Genomic DNA, 18590 nt, shown 5'->3' with positions numbered 1-18590 from the left:
TGTATCCCGTCCGCACCTACCTCTGCTTGCGACCAGACTCGCCGGCCCGTCCCTCCGCCGGCGGCTCACGCTCGCGGGTGCCGAGTTCTCGTCGGCCGAAGTTCCGCGCCTACAGCTTTTCGAGCGGTGCGTGTTTCAGAGACAGGCGCTTGATACCCGCCGAACCGAAGTCGACGTCGGCCTTGGCATTGTCACCGGCGCCCGACGTCGCCACCACACTGCCCATGCCGAAGACCGAGTGCAGTACCCGGTCCCCGGGGGCCAGGCTCGGGATCTCCTTCTTCTTCGGCATCGGGCTGCCGAAGCCGACGGTGTTGCGCCAGCGGGCGGTCGCCTCGTCCTTGGCGCGTTCGCGCTCCCAGCTCGAGGTCGCCGAGGAGGATCGCCAGGTCGTCACGGCCCCTTCGGTACGGCGCCACTCGATCAGGTCGCTGGGAATCTCTGAGAGGAAACGACTGGGCGGGTTGTGCTGTGGCGCACCCCAGGCCGATCGGACGATGGCGCGGCTGAGGTAGAGCCGTCGCCGCGCCCGGGTCAGTCCGACATAGGCCAGCCGACGCTCCTCCTCCTGTTCCGTACGATCCCCCAGCGCCCGCTGGTGCGGGAAGATCCCGTCCTCCATGCCGCCCAGAAAGACGGTGTCGAATTCCAGCCCCTTGGCGGTGTGCAGGGTCATCAGGGTGACCATGCCGGAGTTCTCCCCGCCGGGAGCGTCCGGGATCTGATCGGCATCAGCGACCAGGGCGACCCGTTCGAGGAAGGCGCCGAGGGTGACATCCGGCTCCGGTGCGCCAGCGCCGAGCTCGAATTCGGCGCCGGTGAGCTGGTCGGCATCCGGGCCGACGCTGATCGCGTCGAGGATGGACGGACCCGCGGCCGGCGCACCGGCGGGATCAGCGCTCTGGGGCCCTGGGCTTGTCGAAGGGCCGGCCTCGTCGTCGACGGCGAAGAGCCCCTCGGCGAAGAGGCTGTCCGCAGGCGCCGGAGCTTCGGCGGGACCTGGTCCCGGAGTCGGTTCCGGCGTCGGCAGGTCATAGCTGTAGGCGACCGCCGGGTCGGTGCTCAATGCCTCCAGCCCACCGGGTCCAGCCCCCGGCGCACCGCCCAGCGGAGCGGCACCGGTGGTGACGAATTCCCGGGCCACCGCCACCAGCTCGACCAGGTTCTCCAACCGCGTCTCATCCTGCGGATCAGTCGACTCGTGCAATTCGGCCAGGTAGCCGGAATCCTGCAGCACAGTCGTCAGCACCTGATCCGCCGGAGCCCCCTCGGCGACCATCCGCTCGCATTTGTCCATAAAGCTGGTGAAGCCGGCGATCTGCTTGGCCGACCGGGTGGCTATCCCACCGATCTCGTCGACCCGGCGCAACGCGTCGGCGAAGCTGATCTGCTGCTCGGCGGCGTGCGCCTCGACCGCGGCTTCGGCACGGTCGCCGATCCCCCGCTTGGGTACGTTCAGGATCCGCCGCAGCGAGACGTCGTCGGTGCGGTTGGCAATGGCGCGCAGATAGGCGACCGCGTCGCGGATCTCCCGGCGTTCGTAGAAGCGCACCCCGCCGACGACCTTGTACGGCATCCCGACGCGGACGAAGACTTCCTCGAAGGCACGTGACTGCGCGTTGGTCCGGTAGAAGACCGCGACATCGCTGTATTTGATCTTGCCCTGGTCGACCAGCGAGTCGATCTCGTTGGCCACGAACTGGGCCTCGTCGTGCTCGGTGTCGGCGACGTAGCCGATCAACTGCTCACCGGTACCGAGATCGGACCACAGCCGTTTCTCGGTCCGGCCCTGGTTGTGACTGATCACCGCATTGGCCGCGTCCAGCACGTTCTGGGTGGAGCGGTAGTTCTGTTCGAGCAAGATCGTCTCGGCACCCGGGAAATCGCTCTCGAAGTCCAGGATGTTGCGGATCGTCGCGCCACGGAAGGCATAGATCGACTGGTCGGAGTCACCGACCACCATCAGCTCCGCCGGAGCCGCGACCGGAGCATCGTCGTCCGGATCGGCGATCTCGCCGCACAACTGCTGGATCAGCGCGTACTGGGCGATGTTGGTGTCCTGGTACTCGTCGACCAGGACGTGCCGGAAGCGGCGCCGATACTGTTCGCGGACCTCCGGAAACGCCTGCATCAGATGGACCGTGGTCATGATCAGATCGTCGAAGTCCAGCGCATTGGCCGCGGTCAGCCGACGTTGATATTCCTTGTAGGCCTCGAGATAGCCCTCCTCGAGAGCCGTGTTGACCCGATCGCCGGCCGAATCCGGATCGATCAACTCGTTCTTCAGGTTGGACACCCAGTTCAGAACCGCGCGCGGCGGGAACCGCTTGGGATCAAGGGAGAGATCACGACAGATCAACTGCATCAGCCGCTTGGCGTCGGTGTCGTCGTAGATCGAGAATGTCCGCGAGATGCCGAATCGGCCGATCTCGGCGCGCAAGATCCTGACACACGCGGAGTGGAAGGTGGACACCCACATCAACCTGGCCCGGTTGCCGACCAGCTCGATCACCCGGTCGCGCATCTCGGCGGCCGCCTTGTTGGTGAAGGTGATCGCCAGGATCGATCCGGGGTGCACATTGCGCTCGGAGACCAGGTAGGCGATCCGGCGGGTCAGCACCCGGGTCTTGCCGGAGCCGGCGCCGGCCACCACCAGCACCGGAGCACCTTCGTGGGTGACCGCCTGTCGCTGCTGCGGATTGAGCCCCTCGAGAAGGTCCTTCGCCTTCGCCCGGCCCTTGCCGCGGTCCTTGCGCTTGGCTGCGCGGTCGGCCTGCGGGAAGAGCGCGTCCTCGGGCGGGGTCGGGCGCGCGGCGGCTGACGACGGGACGGAAGAGGACGGGTTGGCCATGACCGGTCCAGCCTAGTGGGGTCTGAGGACAGACCGGCCTCGACGGGCGGTCCTGGTTGTGGATGGCGGCTACGCTGTCGCCATGTGGTTGCGGCGGGTACCGGTGCGCAAGATCCTGCGGCGCACAGCACTCGCAGTCGGTGCGGCCCAGGCCGTGACACTGGCCTCGCTGGCGGTGGTGGACCACCGGCGCAAGAAGAACCGTCGTCCGGCCGTCTTCCCGCGGGTGCCGCCGCGGTCGGTCACAGCCGGTGGGTCCGAGGTCACCATCTACACCTACGGCGAGGATCTGTACGCCGACATGCTCGGCGCCATCCGGCAGGCCAAGAAGCAGATCTTCTTCGAAACCTTCATCTGGAAATCCGATCCTGTCGGCCAAGAGTTCAAGGACGCGCTGATTGCCGCGGCCGACCGAGGCGTACGGGTCTACATCGTCTACGACGTCTTCGCCAATCTCGTCGTCCCGCGCAGCTTCTTCCACTTCCCCAGGCATCCCAACATCAAGATCAAGCCGCACGGGCTGGGCGGCATCGCGCTGCCGCTGCCCCGTCGGCTGGGACGCAACCATCGCAAGCTGCTGGTCGTGGACAGCGACGTCGCGTTCATCGGTGGCTACAACATCGGCAGCCTGTACGCGACCAACTGGCGCGATACGCACGCCCGGCTGACCGGCGACATCGTCTGGGACATGCAGAATGCCTTCATCGACTATTGGAATCTCTTCCCGCGCAAGCGGCTGCCGGCGCTGCCGGACACCGGCGGTCTGGTCTGGCAGCCCAACATCCGGCTCTACCGCAATGTCCCCCGCAACCTGGTCTTCCCGATCCGCAGCATGTACCTGGACGCGATGGACCGGGCCCGGCATCACATCTATCTGACCCACGCGTATCTGATTCCCGACGACGACATGGTGCGCACTCTGCTGCAGGCCGCCGATCGCGGGGTGGACGTACGGATCATCGTCCCGGAGGAGTCCAACCACATCGTTGCCGACTGGCTGTCCCGCGGTTTCTACAGCCAGCTGCTGCGCGGCGGTGTCCGGCTGTTCCTCTTCCAGGGCGCGATGGTGCACGCCAAGACGGCCTGTATCGACGGCCAGTGGTCGACGATCGGCACCGCCAACATCGACCGGCTGTCGCTGGCCGGGAACTACGAGATCAACATCGAGGTGTTCTCCGACGCGGTCGCCCGGCAGCTGGAGGAGATCTTCGACGTCGATTCCGGCAACTGTCGCGAACTCACCCTGGACGAATGGCACAGCCGCCCGGCGATGGTGAAATTCAGCGAGAGTGTTCTGACGCCCTTCCGCCCCCTGCTCTGACCCGGGTCTGCAGCTGCTCCGACCTCGCTTCACTTCGTACGTTTCTCGCTTCCCCAACATTCGCTCGCTTCCCGGGCACGGGAAGCGAGCGCATGGGCGGGAAGCGAGGGCTAAAAGAGCCGGACCGAGGCGAAGCGAGAACGCACGTCGCCGCCCGTGAACGTGGGGGTCGGGGAGCTCGGCCCCCCAATCTCACAGCCAGGCGGCGGGTGAGGCGATCAGATCGGCGACGGCCTGCGGCATGTTCGCGCTGGCGATGTTGGCGAGGGTGACCTGTTCGAGGATCGAACGTTCGCTGGCCCGCAGCGCGATCCAGACCTGCTGCAGCGGGACGGCGGCGCCGGTGTACTCCAGATTCTCCGGACGGCTGCCACGCACATTGGCGAGCTCGCCGTCGAGAACCCGGATGATGTCGGCGATGCTGATGTCCTCGGCCGGTCGGCCGAGGCGATAGCCCCCGTCGGGACCGCGTTGGCTGCGCAGAATGCCGCCCCGGCGCATCTCGCCCAGGATGCTCTCCAGATACTTGGCCGGAATCTCCTGGGCCGCTGCCAGCTGGTCGAGCGTGCGAGGTCCGCCCGCAGCTGCCAGCTCGGCGGCAGCCCGGAGGGCGTAGTCCACGCGCGCTGAAAGTCTCATCGACAGAAGATTACTGCCACAGCACGGCCACAGCCGCGTTACCCAGCGTGAGCACACCCAACAGGGTCCACAAACCCCGCGGGATCGAGGTGAACCGGCGGTTGATGATCACCAGGAAGGTGATGATCGCCGAGATCACGAGCTTGATCACCAGCTGCGGCAGGTTGATATCGCCGATGACCAAACCGGCCTTGAGGAACACCGCCAGCGCGAGCCCGGTGACCAGCATGGTGTACGAGCCGTGCAACATCGCGGCGTTGATCTCCGGCTCGCGCACCCTGATCTGCACCAGGATCCCGCCGAAGAGCGCAGCAAAGCCGATCAGATGCAGCAGCAGGACGATCTCGTCGAGCAGCTCCATGGCCGCAAACTAGCAGTCACCCGGCCGCATCCGGCGCAGGCGCGACGACCACGGCCATGGAGCCAGGGACCGCAAGCCGGTCAAGCGGCCTTCCTGCGCTTGGTGATCGCGCTGAAGATCACGCTCAGCACCGCAGCCACCGCCACGCTGAGAATCCATCGGATCCAATCGATGCCCCGGGTCTGGGCGACACCCAACTGGTCGGCAAGCCAGTAGCCGATCAGCGCACCCGCGATGCCCAGCAGGATGGTGACGATCCATCCGTACGCCTGCCGGCCGGGTAGTACGACCCGGGCCAGCACACCGACCACCAAGCCGGCGATGATCGTTCCCAAGATGCTCATGACCAACTCCTTCCGGCCGGTTCACGGCCGCCGAGATCGTTCAAACCAGCCGGCGATCGGTCGCCCATCTGGTCAACTGGTGGCGGTTGGAGAGCTGCAGCTTGCGCAGCACGCTGCTGACGTGGGTCTCCACCGTCTTGATCGAGATGAACAGTTCCTTGGCCACCTCTTTGTAGGCGTACCCGCGGGCGATCAATCGCATCACTTCACGTTCCCGCGGGGACAGCCGGTCCAGGTCCTCGTCGACGCTGGCGATGTCGATCGCCCCGGAGAATGCGTCCAGGACGAATCCGGCCAGTCGCGGCGAGAACACCGCGTCCCCCTCGGCGACCCGGCGGATCGCGTCGATCAATTCCGGTCCGCTGATCGACTTGGTGACATAACCCCGGGCACCGGCACGGATCACGCCGATCACGTCCTCGGCGGCATCCGAGACCGACAGCGCCAGGAACTTCTGATCGGGATTCTTCTGGTGCACCCGGGTCAGCACCTCGGTACCGCCGCCGCCGGGTAGGTGCACATCCAGCAGCACCACGTCGGGGTTGGTCCGCAGGATCACCTGGACCGCGGCGTCGACATCCTCGGCCTCGCCGAGAACCCGGCATCGGGTGCCGATCTCGTGCCGTACGCCGCTGCGGAACATCGCGTGATCATCGACGATCACCACGCTGCGGGGTTTGTTCGACCGCGGATCAGCCGTGTCCTCGGCTGCCTCGGAGGGCCGGCCGAGTGTGTCCGGCTGGTTCTGGTCCTGTGTCATGTCCCCACTCATATCCGCATCTCCAGTCGTACTTCGGTTCCTTCGCCGGGTGCGCTGCGGATCCGGGCGCTGCCACCGTGCCGGTTCATCCGACCGATGATGCTGCCCTTCACCCCCATCCGGTCGTCGTCGATGGTTTCTTGATCAAATCCCTTGCCCCGGTCCCGGACGAAGACCTCGACGTCGTCCTCGGAGACCTCGGCATACACGTCGATCTTGTCCGCTCCGGAATGTTTGGCGGCGTTGACGATCGCCTCGCGGGCAGCGCGGATGACCGCCTGCAGCCGCTCGGTGAGCTCGCAGTCGCCGACCATGATCAACTCGACCGGGATCCCGCGCTCGTCCTCGATCTCGGCCGCCGCGTTCGTCAGTGCGGCCTTCAGGGTCTCCTCGGCGACCTCCTCGCCGTAGAGCCAGGTGCGCAGCTCGCGCTCCTGCCGGCGGGCCAGTCGCTGGACCTCTTTGGGATCGTCGGACTGGCGCTGGATCAGCGCCAGCGTCTGGAGCACCGAATCATGCAGATGGGCGGCCATATCCGCCCGGGCATCCGCCCGGACCTTCGCCGTACGTGCCTCGTTGAGGGCGGTCCGGGACCGGTAGAGCCAGGGTGCGGCGACGATCGCCAGCCCGGCCAGCGCCAGCACGGTCATCGCGAGCACGTCGGGCAGTTGCTGGATCTGGTTCTGCTGGGCGATCACGATGCCGAACGCCGCACCCACCAGCGCCAGACCGATGACCACCCGGACGATCGCCGGCCAGCCGCCACGCGCTACCAGCGGTGCCAGCCAGACCCGGCCGCCGGCATCCTTCTTCCACTGGTTCTGCCGGGCCGTGTCGGCCTGTCGCCAGACCAGCGCGGCGCCGGCGCAGGCGAACGCGACCGGCCAGAAGACCTGCTGCCGGATCCCCAACCCGGTCATCTGCAGCAACCAGACCAGCCCGGCGCCGAGCACGGCCAATGCCAGCAGCACCCCCAGATCGCCGCCGCGGCGGAACCGCAGGTGCGGCACCTGCCGCAGGCCCTGCCGGCTGTGCGCCTCGAGTCCGGGAGCGGCGGTCTTGTTCTCCGGCGGCATCAACAGCCACAGCGCCGCGTAGGCGATCACGCCGAGGAACTGGGTCAGCGCCAGGGCGACGAATCCGATCCGCAACACCATCACCGGCCAGCCGAGATGCCGGGCCAGGCCGGTGCAGACACCGCCGAGCAGGGCACCGTCGCTGACCCGGGTCGCCTTGCGTGGCTTCGGGGCGGACTCCTCGGCCTTGCGGGCTGCGGTCCGCAGCACCCGGTCCGGGACGGAGTCCGGCTCGGCAGCAGGGTCACGCTGTGACCGCTCGGGATTCTGGGGGCGCAACTGGTCAGATCCGGGTTCCAGCTCGGAACCGGACCGCCGTGCAGAGCCCACGGAAACCATGATGTATCCAGAGTTGCACGTTCTGCGGCGGCGGGCAGCAGGGTTAGCCCGCAGCGGAACCCTGAATCGGTTCCCCGCCGGTCTCTACGGCACCGGAGTCCATGGGGTCGGAATCCACGACGGCTGGGGGTCGTCCCTGATAGTGCTGGCGCCGTCGGCGTTCCACTATTGGTGTCATGAGTTCGATCTGGACTGTCCGCCGCAGCGCGACCGACCACAAGGTCAGCGGGCTGGCGGGCGGTCTTGCCGCCGATTGGAATGTCGACCCGATGCTGGTCCGGGTCGGCTTCGCGGTGCTCGCTCTGGGCGGCGGCGTCGGTATCGTCCTGTACGCCGCCGGCTGGCTGATGGTCCCACTCGAGGACAAGGACAAGTCCCAGCTCGAGGAGTGGGTGCCGCAGACGGCCGGCTGGTCGCGCGAGGTCAAGATCGGAATCGTCGTAGTCGCCTGCATCATCGGCGCCGTCGCGCTGTCCTGGCTGGTGCCCTTCAGCTTCACCGCGGCCCTGGTGGTGGCCGCGATCTGGTATTTCGGCTACTACCGCAACCGCGACCAGCACCGCGCCGAGCGCGACCAACCGCAACAACAGCAGCTGCGATTCGCCGAGTTCCCGGGCGAGCCGACCGCGTTCACCGAGGCGGCGCGCGCCTGGCAACAGCGGATCGCCGACTACCAACAGGCGCAGCTGCGGGAGCAGTCGGTCCGTCAGCAGACAACCCGCGAACCGTCCGTACGCCACCAGCCGTCCTCGTGGGGGACCTTCGCCTACGCCGAGCCCCGCGCGGGCGCGGCGACTGCTGCCCCGGATCGGGATTTTGATCATGAGGCGTTCCTTGCGGACCCGGACCCGGTCGGCCTGTATTCCGAACCGGCACCGGACAGTGCGATCGACCGGCTGACGACCGAACGGCGGCTGCGCCGGCGCGCCGCCCGGCGGCTGGGACTGATGTCGGTGATCGTGCTCGGGTTGACCATGACGGGCCTGGGTGTGCTGTCGGTGCTGGGATTGCCGATCACGGCCTCGGTGTACCTCTCGGCGGCGTTGTTGGTCTTCGGGATCACGCTGCTGATCGGTGCCCGGATCGGCCGGCCGCGCGGGCTGGCATTCGCCACTGTCGTGGTCGCCGTGGCGATGGTGCTGACCCTGATCGGGCAGAACAACACCTCCTTCGCCGGCGACATCGGGGTCCAACAGCGGACGTACGGCTCGCTGAAGCAGCTGCCGGCCGCCGATCACCTGCGGACCGGGCAGCTGACCGTCGATCTGAGCACCCTCAGACCGGACCGGTCGGTGACCTACAGCGCGTCGGTGGACAAGGGGCGGTTGGTCGTCGATCTCCCACCGGACGTCACGACCGCGTTGACCGCCCGGGTCGACAACGGAATGCTGAAGACCGGAAATGACCAGCAGTCCATCAGAACCGGGCCCGACCTGGTCCTGACCGAGCCGGCCCCGGCCGGCTCCAAGGGACCGGTCTTCACGGTCAGGTTGTCCGTCGGCGACGGAGAACTGGAGGTACGCCGATGAATACGCCGATGAAGCGGCGCCCCGACGCGGTGTCGGTGATTCTCGGCCTGATGGCGACGATCCTGGCGCTGGGCGGCCTCTGGCTCTCCTTCGGTGGCACCATCGAATGGTCCACGCTGCGGATCGCGGCGCCGCTGGTCCTCGTGCTGATCGGAATCATCGGCCTGGTCGCCGCCCGACCGCGCTCCTGAGTCAGCCGCGATCCTGAGCCAACGGACCGCTGATCTTGAACTCGTAGCAACCACACACCAGGAAGGCATGATCATGAGTTATCCGGCCCATCAGCCTCGGCGATTGCGGCGCAGCCGCAACGATCGCTGGATCGGCGGCGTCTGCGGGGGCCTCGCCGAATACCTGAACATGGACGCGACCCTGGTCCGGGTGGGCGTGGTGATCATCGCCCTGGTCACGGCCGCGGTACCGGTCGCCGCGATCTACCTGCTGATGATGTTGCTGATCCCCGAGGCCGACACCCAGCGGCCCGGATCCCTCGGCCCGGCGCCCCGCTACCCGTGGCAGCAGTCCGGTTGGCAACCCGGGCAGCAGCAACCCTGGCAGTCCGGTCAGGACCGCGCGCCGCAGCCGCACTCCGACACCGTGTGGGGTCCGGCGGGTCCGCCGTGGCGACCGAACCAGGACGAGACCGTCGACACCTCGGCACCGCAACCGCCGCGGCAGAGCGCGGAGGACCTTTTCAGCCGGGCCAAGCACCCGACGCAGCCGAGCAGCGGACCGAGCACGCCGCCGCCTGCCGACAGTGATCAGAAAGACAGCGGTCAGAGCGATCAGCCGACGAGCTGATCACTCCCACTCGATGGTTGCCGGCGGCTTGCTGGTGATGTCCAGGGTGACCCGGTTGATCTCCCGCACCTGATTGGTGATCTTGGAGCTGATCCGCTCCAGCAGGTCGTACGGCAACCGGCCCCAGTCCGCGGTCATGGCGTCCTCGCTGGTCACCGGTCGCAGCACCACCGGATGGCCGTACGTCCGGCCGTCGCCCTGGACGCCGACCGAACGGACATCAGCCAGCAGCACCACCGGGAACTGCCAGATGTCGCGGTCCAGCCCGGCCGCGGTGACCTCGGCACGGACGATCGCATCGGCCTCGCGGAGGATGTCCAGGCGTTCCTGGGTGACCGCCCCGATGATCCGGATCGCCAGCCCGGGGCCCGGGAACGGGTGCCGCCAGACCAGGTCGGCCGGCAGTCCCAGCTCCTCGCCGACAGCCCGGACCTCGTCCTTGAAGAGGGTCCGCAGCGGTTCGATCAGCTTGAACTGAAGATCATCCGGGAGGCCGCCGACGTTATGGTGGCTCTTGATGTTGGCCGCCCCCTCGCCGCCGCCGGACTCGACGACATCCGGATACAGGGTGCCCTGCACCAGGAATTCGACCGACTCCTCGCTGGAGCCGACGATCTCCCGGGCGGCCTGTTCGAACGAGTCGATGAACTCCTTGCCGATGATCTTGCGCTTGCGCTCCGGGTCGGTCACCTCGGCCAAGGCGGCGAGGAATTGCTTCCTGGCATCGAAAACCTTGAGATCGACACCCGTCGCAGCAACGAAGTCCTTCTCCACCTGCTGCGCCTCGCCCCTGCGCAGCAAACCATGATCAACAAAGACACAGGTCAGTTGATCACCGATCGCGCGCTGTACCAGGGCCGCGGCGACGGCGGAATCGACACCGCCGGACAGCCCGCAGATGACCCGCTTGTCCCCCACCTGCGCACGGATCGCGGCGACCGATTCCTCGACGATGTTGGCCGCGGTCCAGGTCGGCCGGGCGCCCGCGACGTCATAGAGGAACTGCTCAAGGACCTGCTGACCGGCCTGGGTGTGCAGCACCTCCGGATGCCACTGGACACCGGCCAGCCCGCGGCCGAGATCCTCGAAGGCCGCGATCGGGGCACCGTCGGTACCGGCCAGTGCCGCGAAACCTTGCGGCGCTGAGACCACCGAATCGCCGTGGCTCATCCAGACCCGCAACTGGTCGGGCAACCCGGCGAGCAACCGGCCGTGATCGCCGACCCGCAGGTCGGTGCGGCCGAATTCGCTGCCGCCCGTGCGGGCGACCTCGCCGCCGAGCGCCTTGGCCATCGCCTGGAAGCCGTAGCAGATGCCGAAGACCGGCACACCGGCGTCGAACAGATCCGCGTCGACCTGCGGCGCTCCGGGCGTGTATACCGAAGCCGGGCCGCCCGACAGGATGACCGCCTTGGGCTTGCGCGCCAGGACCTCGGCGACAGTCGCCGAATGCGGCATGATCTCGGAGTAGACCTTGGCCTCGCGCACCCGGCGGGCGATCAGCTGCGCGTATTGCGCGCCGTAGTCCACGACGATCACCAGATCGTGGTCGTCGGCGGTCTGGCTCTGGCTGCTCATGCGGGAATGGTCATGATCGTCGGGCAACCCTCTGGGCTCTCGGGGGTGGTTGGGTCTGAAGTCTACCGGGACGACGCCGCGATCCCTTCAACCGTTGCGCCGGATGCTAGCGACTGGTAAGCCGTGCTCATGGACGCCGACGTCATCGTCATCGGGGCAGGGCTGTCAGGTCTGGTCGCCACCGCGGAGCTGGCTGCTGCCGGCCGGTCGGTGATCCTGCTGGACGGGGAGCCGGCGCAGTCGCTCGGCGGCCAGGCCTACTGGTCCTTCGGCGGGCTCTTCATGGTCGATACCCCGGAACAGCGACGGATGCGGGTCAAGGACTCCGCGGCACTGGCGCTGGCGGATTGGATGGGATCGGCCGGTTTCGACTCGCCGTCGGACTACTGGCCGCGGCGCTGGGCGGAGGCGTACGTGTCCTTCGCCTCCGGCGAGCTGCGCAGCTGGCTGTACGGCCTCGGGGTGCGCTGGTTCCCGGTGGTCCAGTGGGCCGAGCGGGGCGGCGGTCCGATCCCGGGGCACGGCAACTCGGTACCGCGCTTCCACATCACCTGGGGCACCGGACCGGCTCTGGTGCAACCGTTCCTGGATCGGATCCGGGGCAACGACCGGGTCCGGATTCTCAACCGACACAAGGTTTCCGGCCTCGAGACCGGCCCCGATGGCGTACGAGTCAACGGTCAGGTGCTGCTGGCCAGCACGGTGCCGCGGGGTGCTCGCAGCCCGGACGGGGTCGCCCGCGACTTCTCGTTCTCCGCGTCGGCGGTGATCATCAGTTCCGGCGGCATCGGCGGCAATGTCGATCTTGTCCGCAAGTACTGGCCGGCCGACTGGGGCCGGCCGCCCGAGAAGATGATCATCGGCGTGCCGGACTTCGTCGACGGCTCGATGCTGCAGGTCGCCGAGCAGGCCGGCGGCCGGGTGATCAACCGCACCCGGATGTGGCACTACCCCGAGGGAGTGATCAACCATGCACCGATCTGGACCGAGCACGGCATCCGGATCCTGCCCGGCCCTTCCGCGCTGTGGGTCGACGCCCACGGCGAGCGGCTGCCCTTCCCGCTCTACCCGGGATTCGACGCCCTCGGGGCGCTGCGGCACATCACCAGCCGGGGCGACGACCACTCCTGGTTCGTCCTGGACCTGGAGACGGTCGGCAAGGAACTCGCGCTCTCCGGATCGGAACAGAACGCCGACCTGACCGGCAAGGACATCAGGCAGTTGTCCACCCGGGTCCGGCCGGGCCCGACCCCCGAGGTGCAGGCCTTCCTGCGGCGCGGTGCGGACTTCGTCACGGCCGGCAGTGTGGACGACCTGGTCGCCAGGATGAACAAGCTGACCGGCACCGACCACATCGACGCCGACCGGTTGCGGCAGCTGATCGAGTTGCGGGACCAGCAGGTGGTCTCCGGGCTCGGCAAGGATCCGCAGGTCACCGCGACCGCCGCGGCCCGGCGCTACCTCGGCGACCGACTCTCCCGGGTGGCCACACCGCACCCCTACCTCGATCCGCGTCGACCCGGAGCCGGGATCGCCGGCACCGGTGGCCCGCTGGTGGCCGTACGCCTGCACGTGCTGACCCGCAAGACCCTCGGCGGATTGGAGACCGATCTGGACGGCAGGGTGCTGACGGCCGACGGCAGCCCGCTGCCAGGTGTGTACGCCGCCGGTGAGGTCTCCGGTTTCGGCGGCGGCGGCGTCCACGGCTATCGGTCGCTGGAGGGCACGTTCCTGGGTGGCTGCCTGTTCTCGGGCCGGGTCGCCGGCCAGGCGGCAGCCGCGGCCGTGGGCTGAGTCCCGGGGTTGTCGGATCAGCCGGCGCGGTTGGCGATCGCCTCGTGGTGACGTACCACCTCGGCGACGATGAAGTTGAGGAACTTCTCCGCGAACTCGGGATCGAGATGGGATTCGCTGGCCAGCGCCCGCAGCCGGGCGATCTGCTGGACCTCGCGCTCCGGATCGGCCGGCGGCAGGCCGTTGGCGGCCTTCAGCTCACCGACCTCCTGGGTGATCTTGAACCGCTCGGCCAGCAGGTGCACCAGGGCAGCATCCATGTTGTCGATACTCAACCGGAGCCGATGCAACTCGGCCTGCACACCTGCCTGCACATCCGCCTGCACACCCTTAGCCACAGCGCGAAGCCTATCCGGCCCGCGATCTTCTGCCCGCAGCGGATCCGAGCCGGCGGCCGGGAATTCGGGGGCGGAGTGTCAGTGCCATCGGGGAGAATGGACGGGTGCCGACGGAACTGCTGAGCGCGCGCTCCCCGACAGCGTCGACCCTGGTCGGACGGACTGCGGAGTTGGAGCGGCTGACCCGTGCGCTGGACCTGACCGGCCCGGGATCGGCGGCAGGACCCAGCGGCGCACTGCGGCATGTGCTGGTGGCCGGGGACGCCGGCATCGGCAAGACCCGGTTGCTCACCGAGCTCGGCCGGCTGGTCGGATCATCGGACCGCCGACTGGCGATCGGTCACTGTCTGGACTTCGGTGACGCCACGCTGCCGTATCTGCCGTTCACCGAGATCTTCGGCCGGTTGCAGGCCGAGGCGGCGAGCGAGATGTCTGCGATCGCCCACCGGCATCGTGCGATCCGCCGGTTGCTGCCCTCCGAGCGAGCCCTGCCCGACGATCCCGACGAGCCGGCCGAACCGACCGGGCATGTCGGCCGGACCGAGCTCTTCGACGCGGTGGCACGAGCCTTCGACCGGCTGGCCGCCGACGGCGGGCTGGTCGTGATGATCGAGGACCTGCACTGGTCGGACCCGTCCAGCCGGGACCTGCTGACCTATCTGCTGGCCCGCCGGTTCGAGCATCCCGTCTGCCTGGTGATGTCGTACCGGACCGACGACCTGGTCCGCAGCCACCCGCTCCGTGCGGTGCTGGCCAACTGGTCGCGGCTGGACCAACTCGAGCGGATCGACCTACCCCGGCTGTCCGACGGCGAGTTGCAGCAGATGGTCTTGGGGCTGCGGCCCGAGCTGCAGGACGGCGAGTTGGACAGCGTCGTGCGGCGGGCCGACGGGAACGCCTTCTTCGCCGAGGAGCTGGCGGCGGCCGCCGACGTCCGCGGCACGGTGCCGTCGGATCTGGCCGGGTTGCTGCTGGTCCGGCTGGACGCGCTCACCGAGACGGCCGTGCAGGTGGTCCGGGTCGCCGCCGTGGCCGGTCGCCAGGTCGGGCACGAACTGCTGGCCGCCGTGGCCGAGCTGCCCACCGACGAGCTGGACCAGGCGATCCGCAGCGCCGTCGAGGGACAGGTGCTGGTCGGCCGGAGCGACGGGTACGCATTCCGGCATGCGCTACTGGCCGAGGCGGTCTACGACGATCTGCTCCCGGGTGAACGGGTCCGCTTCCATGCCCGCTACGTGCAGGCCCTGTCCCGGCCGGGAATCGGCGGGACCGCCGCCGAGCGGGCCCGGCATGCCCGGTCCGCACATGACATCGCGACCACGATCCGCGCCAGTATCGAGGCGGGCGACGAGGCACTGCGCGTCGGTGGCCCGGACGACGCGCTGCGGCATTATCGCAACGCGTTGCGGTTGGCCGAGACCAACCCGATCCCCGGGGTCGACGACCAGGCCGCGGCACTGGTGTCGCTGACCATCAAGGCTGCCGACGCGGCCGAGACCGCGGGCCATCTCGACCAGTCGATCGACCTGCTCCGGGACCGGCTGTCCGACGGGCCTGCGGTGGCCGGCGCGGTCCGGGCCGCCCTGCTGCAGGCGCTGGCCGCCTCACTGCTCTACAGCGACTACGACCTCGACGAACGGACGCTGCTGACCGAGGCCCTCGATCTCGTCGATCCGGAGCGCGACCGGGAGCTCTACTGCAAGATCCTGGCGACCCGGGCGCGGTCGTTCATGAGCCGCGGCCGCTACAGCGACGCGATCGAGGCTTCCCGGCGGGCGACCGCGCTGGCTCGCGAGCTCGGCCTGCATCGTACGGTCGCGCACCAGACGATCCTGCTGGCCAGGATCAAACAGCGGCTGGGCGACCCGGAGTCCTCGATCCAGGAGACCGAGCGGGTGTTGGCGAACGCGGTCGCCGACGGGGACGCCGGGACCGAGGTGCGGGCAACCGACCAGTTGGGCACGATCCGCTTCGAGCAGGGCCGGCTGGCCGATGCCCTGGCCGCCTTCGAACGCGGTGCTGAGCGGGCCACCACCATCGGCCGTCGATGGTCACCACACGGTCTGGACTCCGCGGTGATGGCAGCACAGACGGCCTTCGCGCTCGGCGAATGGGATCGCAGCCTGGAGTTGTCGGCCGGCGACGAACAGGTCCCGGACCTCAGCCGCGCCAATCTGGACCTCGGGATCCTGGCGGTGCGCGCCGGTCGGGGCGACCCCAGTGGCTTCGCGCTGCTGCCCCGGCTCCGGCGCTGGTGGCCCTATGACGCGATGACGATCATCAACTCGGTGCCGGCTGTCGAGTTGTACGCATTCACCGGCGGCTTCGACGCGGCGCTGGGACTCTACGACGAGCTGGTGGCCGCCACCGAACGCGCCTACGGCGGCACGTTCATCGGACAGCTGCGGATGTCCGGGGTGCTGCTGGACGTGCTGACCATGGCCGCGCGGGCGAGCCGTGACATCGCGCCGCTGGCGGCGCGTGCCGAGGATGCGGTGGCCGCCGCGACCACTGCCATGGACTCCTTCCTGACGATGCGGACGCCGGGACCGGAGGCGTACGCCTGGCTCGCTCGGGTGCGGGCCGAGGAGTTGCGCTTCCGGTCAGCCACCGGCCAGGCCGTCGAGTACGCCGACCAGGTCGCCGCCTGGCGGGCCGCGGTGCAGGGTTTCACCGAATATCCGCACCTGCTCGAGTCGACCCGGTCGCGGATCCGGCTCGCAGCCGTGCTGCGCGACGGCGACCACGACGACCGGCAGGAGGCGGCGGAGTTGATCGCCGATGCCGCTCAGGTCGCCGCCCGGCTCGGTGCTCGGCCGCTGGAGGCAGAACTGGCCACCTTGGGCGTACGAGGAGCCGCCGCTCCCCGCCCGTCGGATCGCAACCCGCTCACCGCGCGGGAGCGGGAGGTCCTGGATCTCGTCGCCGAGGGGTTGAGCAACCGGGAGATCGGATGCCGGCTGGTGATCAGCACCAAGACCGCCAGCGTGCATGTCTCCAACATCATGGCCAAACTCGGCGCCGACAGCCGGACCGAGGCGGTCGCGATCGCTCGTCGCCAGGGACTGCTCGGCTGAATCTGGCGGCGGGTCAGGATGATCGGTCGAGTTTGAAGTTCGGCGCCCAGGGTGCACCGGCGAGGCCGACCCGCTGCAGTGCCGTCGCGGTGCGTGCGGCCAGGTCGGCGACGGCGGCCAGCTCGGTCGCTGTTGCGGTGTGGATCCGCGCCCAGTAGATGCCGATCGCAGCAACCGGTTGCGGCTGACCGACGGGCATCATCACCAGACTCTTCACGAAGGTAGGTCGATACGCCGCTTGCGGGATCCGCTCGTCGACGCCGGTATTGGGAATCACAGCCGGCTCGCTGTGCAGCATCGCCCAGCCCGAGATGCAGGTCTCGATCGGAAACCGCTGCCCCTTCCAGAGCGGCGAGATCGCGTCCTCGTCCACGTAGAAGCAGTGCCGATCCTCGCGCACGACGAAAGTCGCCCCGTCCGCACCCGTGGTGCGCCGGGCGAGTTGCCGGACGGTGTCGGCGACATCGAGCACCGAAGTGGCGGTGTCCAAGGCCGCATAGGGATTCACTGGTTCCCCCGCGCATCGAATGATCGTGACCCTCAAGGGACACCATTGTCCGGCTCGGCTGGTCGGGCCCGCAAGAGTCGGGCCCGGGTTCCGAGCGGGCCGGGGTCGCGCCCCGGCCGGATCGGCGCTGAGTAGCATCCCGATCATGGATCACGTACGCCTTGGACGAACCGGACTGCTGGTCTCGCGGCTGTGCCTGGGAACGATGACCTTCGGTTTGCAGAGCGACGAGTCGACGGCCTTCTCGATCATGGACGCGGCGGCCGAGGGCGGGGTCGACTTCTTCGACACCGCCGACGTCTACCCGCTCGGCAGCGAACTCGAGCTCAAGGGCCGCACCGAGGAGATCGTCGGCAACTGGCTCAAGGGCAGGCGGGACAACTTCATCCTGGCCACCAAGTGCGTCGGCCAGATGGGCCCGAACCCGTGGGACCAGGGCGCCTCCCGCAAGCACATCATGTCGGCGGTCGAGGACTCACTGCGAAGGTTGCAGACCGACTACATCGATCTCTACCAGTTGCACAGCGACGACCGCGAGACACCGCTGGACGAGACGCTGCAGGCCCTCGACGACCTGGTCCGGCAGGGCAAGGTGCGCTATGTCGGCTGCTCGAATTTCCTGGCCTATCGGATGGCGCGGGCGATCGGCCGCAGTGAGGCCCTCGGGCTGGTCCGATTCGACTCGGTGCAGCCGCGCTACAACCTGCTGTTCCGCCAGATCGAGCGGGAGTTGCTGCCGCTGGCTCTCCAGGAGGGTGTCGGAGTGATCCCCTACAACCCGATCGCCGGTGGGCTGCTGTCGGGCAAGCATGACCGCCAGGCGCCCCCGCCCGAGGGTTCCCGGTTCACGCTCGGCAACGCCGCCGCCAACTACCAGAACCGGTACTGGCACGAGCGCGAGTTTGACACCGTCGAACAGCTGTCGGCACTGGCCGGCGAGGCGGATCTGGAGCTGGTGACACTGGCCGTCTCCTGGGTGCTGGCCCAGCCCGCCGTCACCTCGCCGATCATCGGCGCCAGCCGGCCGGAGCAGCTCGACGCGTCCCTTGCCGCAGCCGACGTCACCCTCGACGCCGACCTGCTCGCCAAGCTGGACGAGGCCACCCGCGATTACCGGCTGGGCGACGCCGCCCGCTGAACCCACCCCTCACTGCCCTCCTTCCTGGGCACAGCCGCACCACCTGCCGAAGTCCGCACCAGCTGCAGCTAGTGTCGCGCGTCTGAAGTTCGTTGACGGGTGGCGTGAGGCAGGATTTCGTCGGCGGGTTTGGTCC

The 18590-nt window shown here is 68.4% G+C and carries 15 protein-coding genes and 2 pseudogenes; 7 read left to right on the top strand and 10 right to left on the bottom strand.

Annotation, left to right across the window (positions count from 1 at the left end):
• Nucleotides 1-109: 109 nt before the first annotated feature.
• Together IEY07_RS24595 and IEY07_RS24590 are read right to left on the bottom strand one after the other, a co-directional pair.
• Nucleotides 110-805 (bottom strand): annotated as a pseudogene (locus tag IEY07_RS24595) (3'-5' exonuclease); the annotation flags it as partial.
• Between the two features lie 315 nt (nucleotides 806-1120).
• A pseudogene (locus IEY07_RS24590) lies at nucleotides 1121-2851 on the bottom strand (UvrD-helicase domain-containing protein); the annotation flags it as partial.
• 82 nt (nucleotides 2852-2933) lie between these two features.
• Here IEY07_RS24590 and IEY07_RS20075 point away from each other — a divergent pair.
• Nucleotides 2934-4172 carry a phospholipase D-like domain-containing protein gene (locus tag IEY07_RS20075; RefSeq protein WP_188897209.1) on the top strand — a complete coding sequence of 413 codons (1239 nt, stop codon included), beginning with the start codon at nucleotides 2934-2936 and terminating at the stop codon, nucleotides 4170-4172.
• A 192-nt stretch (nucleotides 4173-4364) separates the two neighbouring features.
• Here the strand turns inward: IEY07_RS20075 and IEY07_RS20070 are convergent, their stop codons facing one another.
• From IEY07_RS20070 to IEY07_RS20050, 5 genes are all read right to left on the bottom strand, one after another.
• The gene (locus IEY07_RS20070; protein ID WP_188897207.1) at nucleotides 4365-4811 is read right to left on the bottom strand and encodes an RrF2 family transcriptional regulator; all 447 of its coding nucleotides are present in this window, start codon (nucleotides 4809-4811) and stop codon (nucleotides 4365-4367) included.
• A 10-nt stretch (nucleotides 4812-4821) separates the two neighbouring features.
• On the bottom strand, nucleotides 4822-5172 hold the full coding sequence (locus tag IEY07_RS20065; RefSeq protein WP_188897205.1) for a hypothetical protein: 351 nt from the start codon (nucleotides 5170-5172) through the stop codon (nucleotides 4822-4824).
• 80 nt (nucleotides 5173-5252) lie between these two features.
• Complete coding sequence (locus IEY07_RS20060) at nucleotides 5253-5516, bottom strand: GlsB/YeaQ/YmgE family stress response membrane protein (RefSeq protein ID WP_188897203.1); 264 nt, start codon at nucleotides 5514-5516, stop codon at nucleotides 5253-5255.
• A 40-nt stretch (nucleotides 5517-5556) separates the two neighbouring features.
• Nucleotides 5557-6276: a response regulator gene (locus tag IEY07_RS20055; protein WP_188897201.1), complete on the bottom strand. Its 720-nt coding sequence runs from the start codon at nucleotides 6274-6276 to the stop codon at nucleotides 5557-5559.
• 8 nt (nucleotides 6277-6284) lie between these two features.
• Nucleotides 6285-7682, bottom strand: a complete 1398-nt coding sequence (locus tag IEY07_RS20050) for an ATP-binding protein (protein WP_373288898.1) — start codon at nucleotides 7680-7682, stop codon at nucleotides 6285-6287.
• A gap of 185 nt (nucleotides 7683-7867) precedes the next feature.
• Between IEY07_RS20050 and IEY07_RS20045 the strand changes: the two genes are divergently transcribed.
• The 3 genes from IEY07_RS20045 (at nucleotide 7868) to IEY07_RS20035 (ending at nucleotide 10021) form a co-directional block, all read left to right on the top strand.
• A complete protein-coding gene (locus tag IEY07_RS20045) occupies nucleotides 7868-9220 on the top strand; it encodes a PspC domain-containing protein (RefSeq protein ID WP_188897189.1) in 1353 nt (450 codons plus the stop codon).
• On the top strand, nucleotides 9217-9411 hold the full coding sequence (locus IEY07_RS20040; RefSeq protein ID WP_188897188.1) for a hypothetical protein: 195 nt from the start codon (nucleotides 9217-9219) through the stop codon (nucleotides 9409-9411). Before IEY07_RS20045 ends, IEY07_RS20040 begins: the two co-directional genes overlap by 4 nt.
• A 73-nt stretch (nucleotides 9412-9484) precedes the next feature.
• Nucleotides 9485-10021 (top strand): PspC domain-containing protein, encoded by a 537-nt coding sequence (locus IEY07_RS20035; RefSeq protein WP_188897187.1) that lies wholly within the window; start codon nucleotides 9485-9487, stop codon nucleotides 10019-10021.
• On the opposite strand, the gene guaA is transcribed toward IEY07_RS20035, so the two are convergent.
• The gene (gene guaA, locus IEY07_RS20030; RefSeq protein ID WP_188897186.1) at nucleotides 10022-11599 is read right to left on the bottom strand and encodes a glutamine-hydrolyzing GMP synthase; all 1578 of its coding nucleotides are present in this window, start codon (nucleotides 11597-11599) and stop codon (nucleotides 10022-10024) included. It abuts the gene before it with no gap.
• 129 nt (nucleotides 11600-11728) lie between these two features.
• Here guaA and IEY07_RS20025 point away from each other — a divergent pair, with 129 nt between their 5' ends.
• The gene (locus tag IEY07_RS20025; protein ID WP_229670395.1) at nucleotides 11729-13393 is read left to right on the top strand and encodes an FAD-binding dehydrogenase; all 1665 of its coding nucleotides are present in this window, start codon (nucleotides 11729-11731) and stop codon (nucleotides 13391-13393) included.
• A gap of 17 nt (nucleotides 13394-13410) precedes the next feature.
• Here the strand turns inward: IEY07_RS20025 and IEY07_RS20020 are convergent, their stop codons facing one another.
• Nucleotides 13411-13695, bottom strand: a complete 285-nt coding sequence (locus IEY07_RS20020; RefSeq protein WP_268239251.1) for a chorismate mutase — start codon at nucleotides 13693-13695, stop codon at nucleotides 13411-13413.
• 140 nt (nucleotides 13696-13835) lie between these two features.
• Here IEY07_RS20020 and IEY07_RS24585 point away from each other — a divergent pair, with 140 nt between their 5' ends.
• Nucleotides 13836-16808 carry a helix-turn-helix transcriptional regulator gene (locus tag IEY07_RS24585; protein ID WP_188897183.1) on the top strand — a complete coding sequence of 991 codons (2973 nt, stop codon included), beginning with the start codon at nucleotides 13836-13838 and terminating at the stop codon, nucleotides 16806-16808.
• Between the two features lie 13 nt (nucleotides 16809-16821).
• Here IEY07_RS24585 and IEY07_RS20010 read toward each other — a convergent pair whose 3' ends face one another.
• Nucleotides 16822-17298: a GAF domain-containing protein gene (locus IEY07_RS20010; RefSeq protein ID WP_188897182.1), complete on the bottom strand. Its 477-nt coding sequence runs from the start codon at nucleotides 17296-17298 to the stop codon at nucleotides 16822-16824.
• 163 nt (nucleotides 17299-17461) lie between these two features.
• Between IEY07_RS20010 and IEY07_RS20005 the strand changes: the two genes are divergently transcribed.
• Nucleotides 17462-18454 carry an aldo/keto reductase gene (locus IEY07_RS20005; protein ID WP_188897181.1) on the top strand — a complete coding sequence of 331 codons (993 nt, stop codon included), beginning with the start codon at nucleotides 17462-17464 and terminating at the stop codon, nucleotides 18452-18454.
• The last annotated feature ends 136 nt before the right edge of the window (nucleotides 18455-18590 follow it).

It is taken from the genome of Microlunatus endophyticus (assembly GCF_014646195.1).
In the GTDB taxonomy this organism is placed as follows: Bacteria; Actinomycetota; Actinomycetes; order Propionibacteriales; family Propionibacteriaceae; genus Microlunatus; species Microlunatus endophyticus.
Note: the sequence above shows the minus strand (reverse complement) of the source record. Positions and strands in the feature narration are given on the sequence as shown.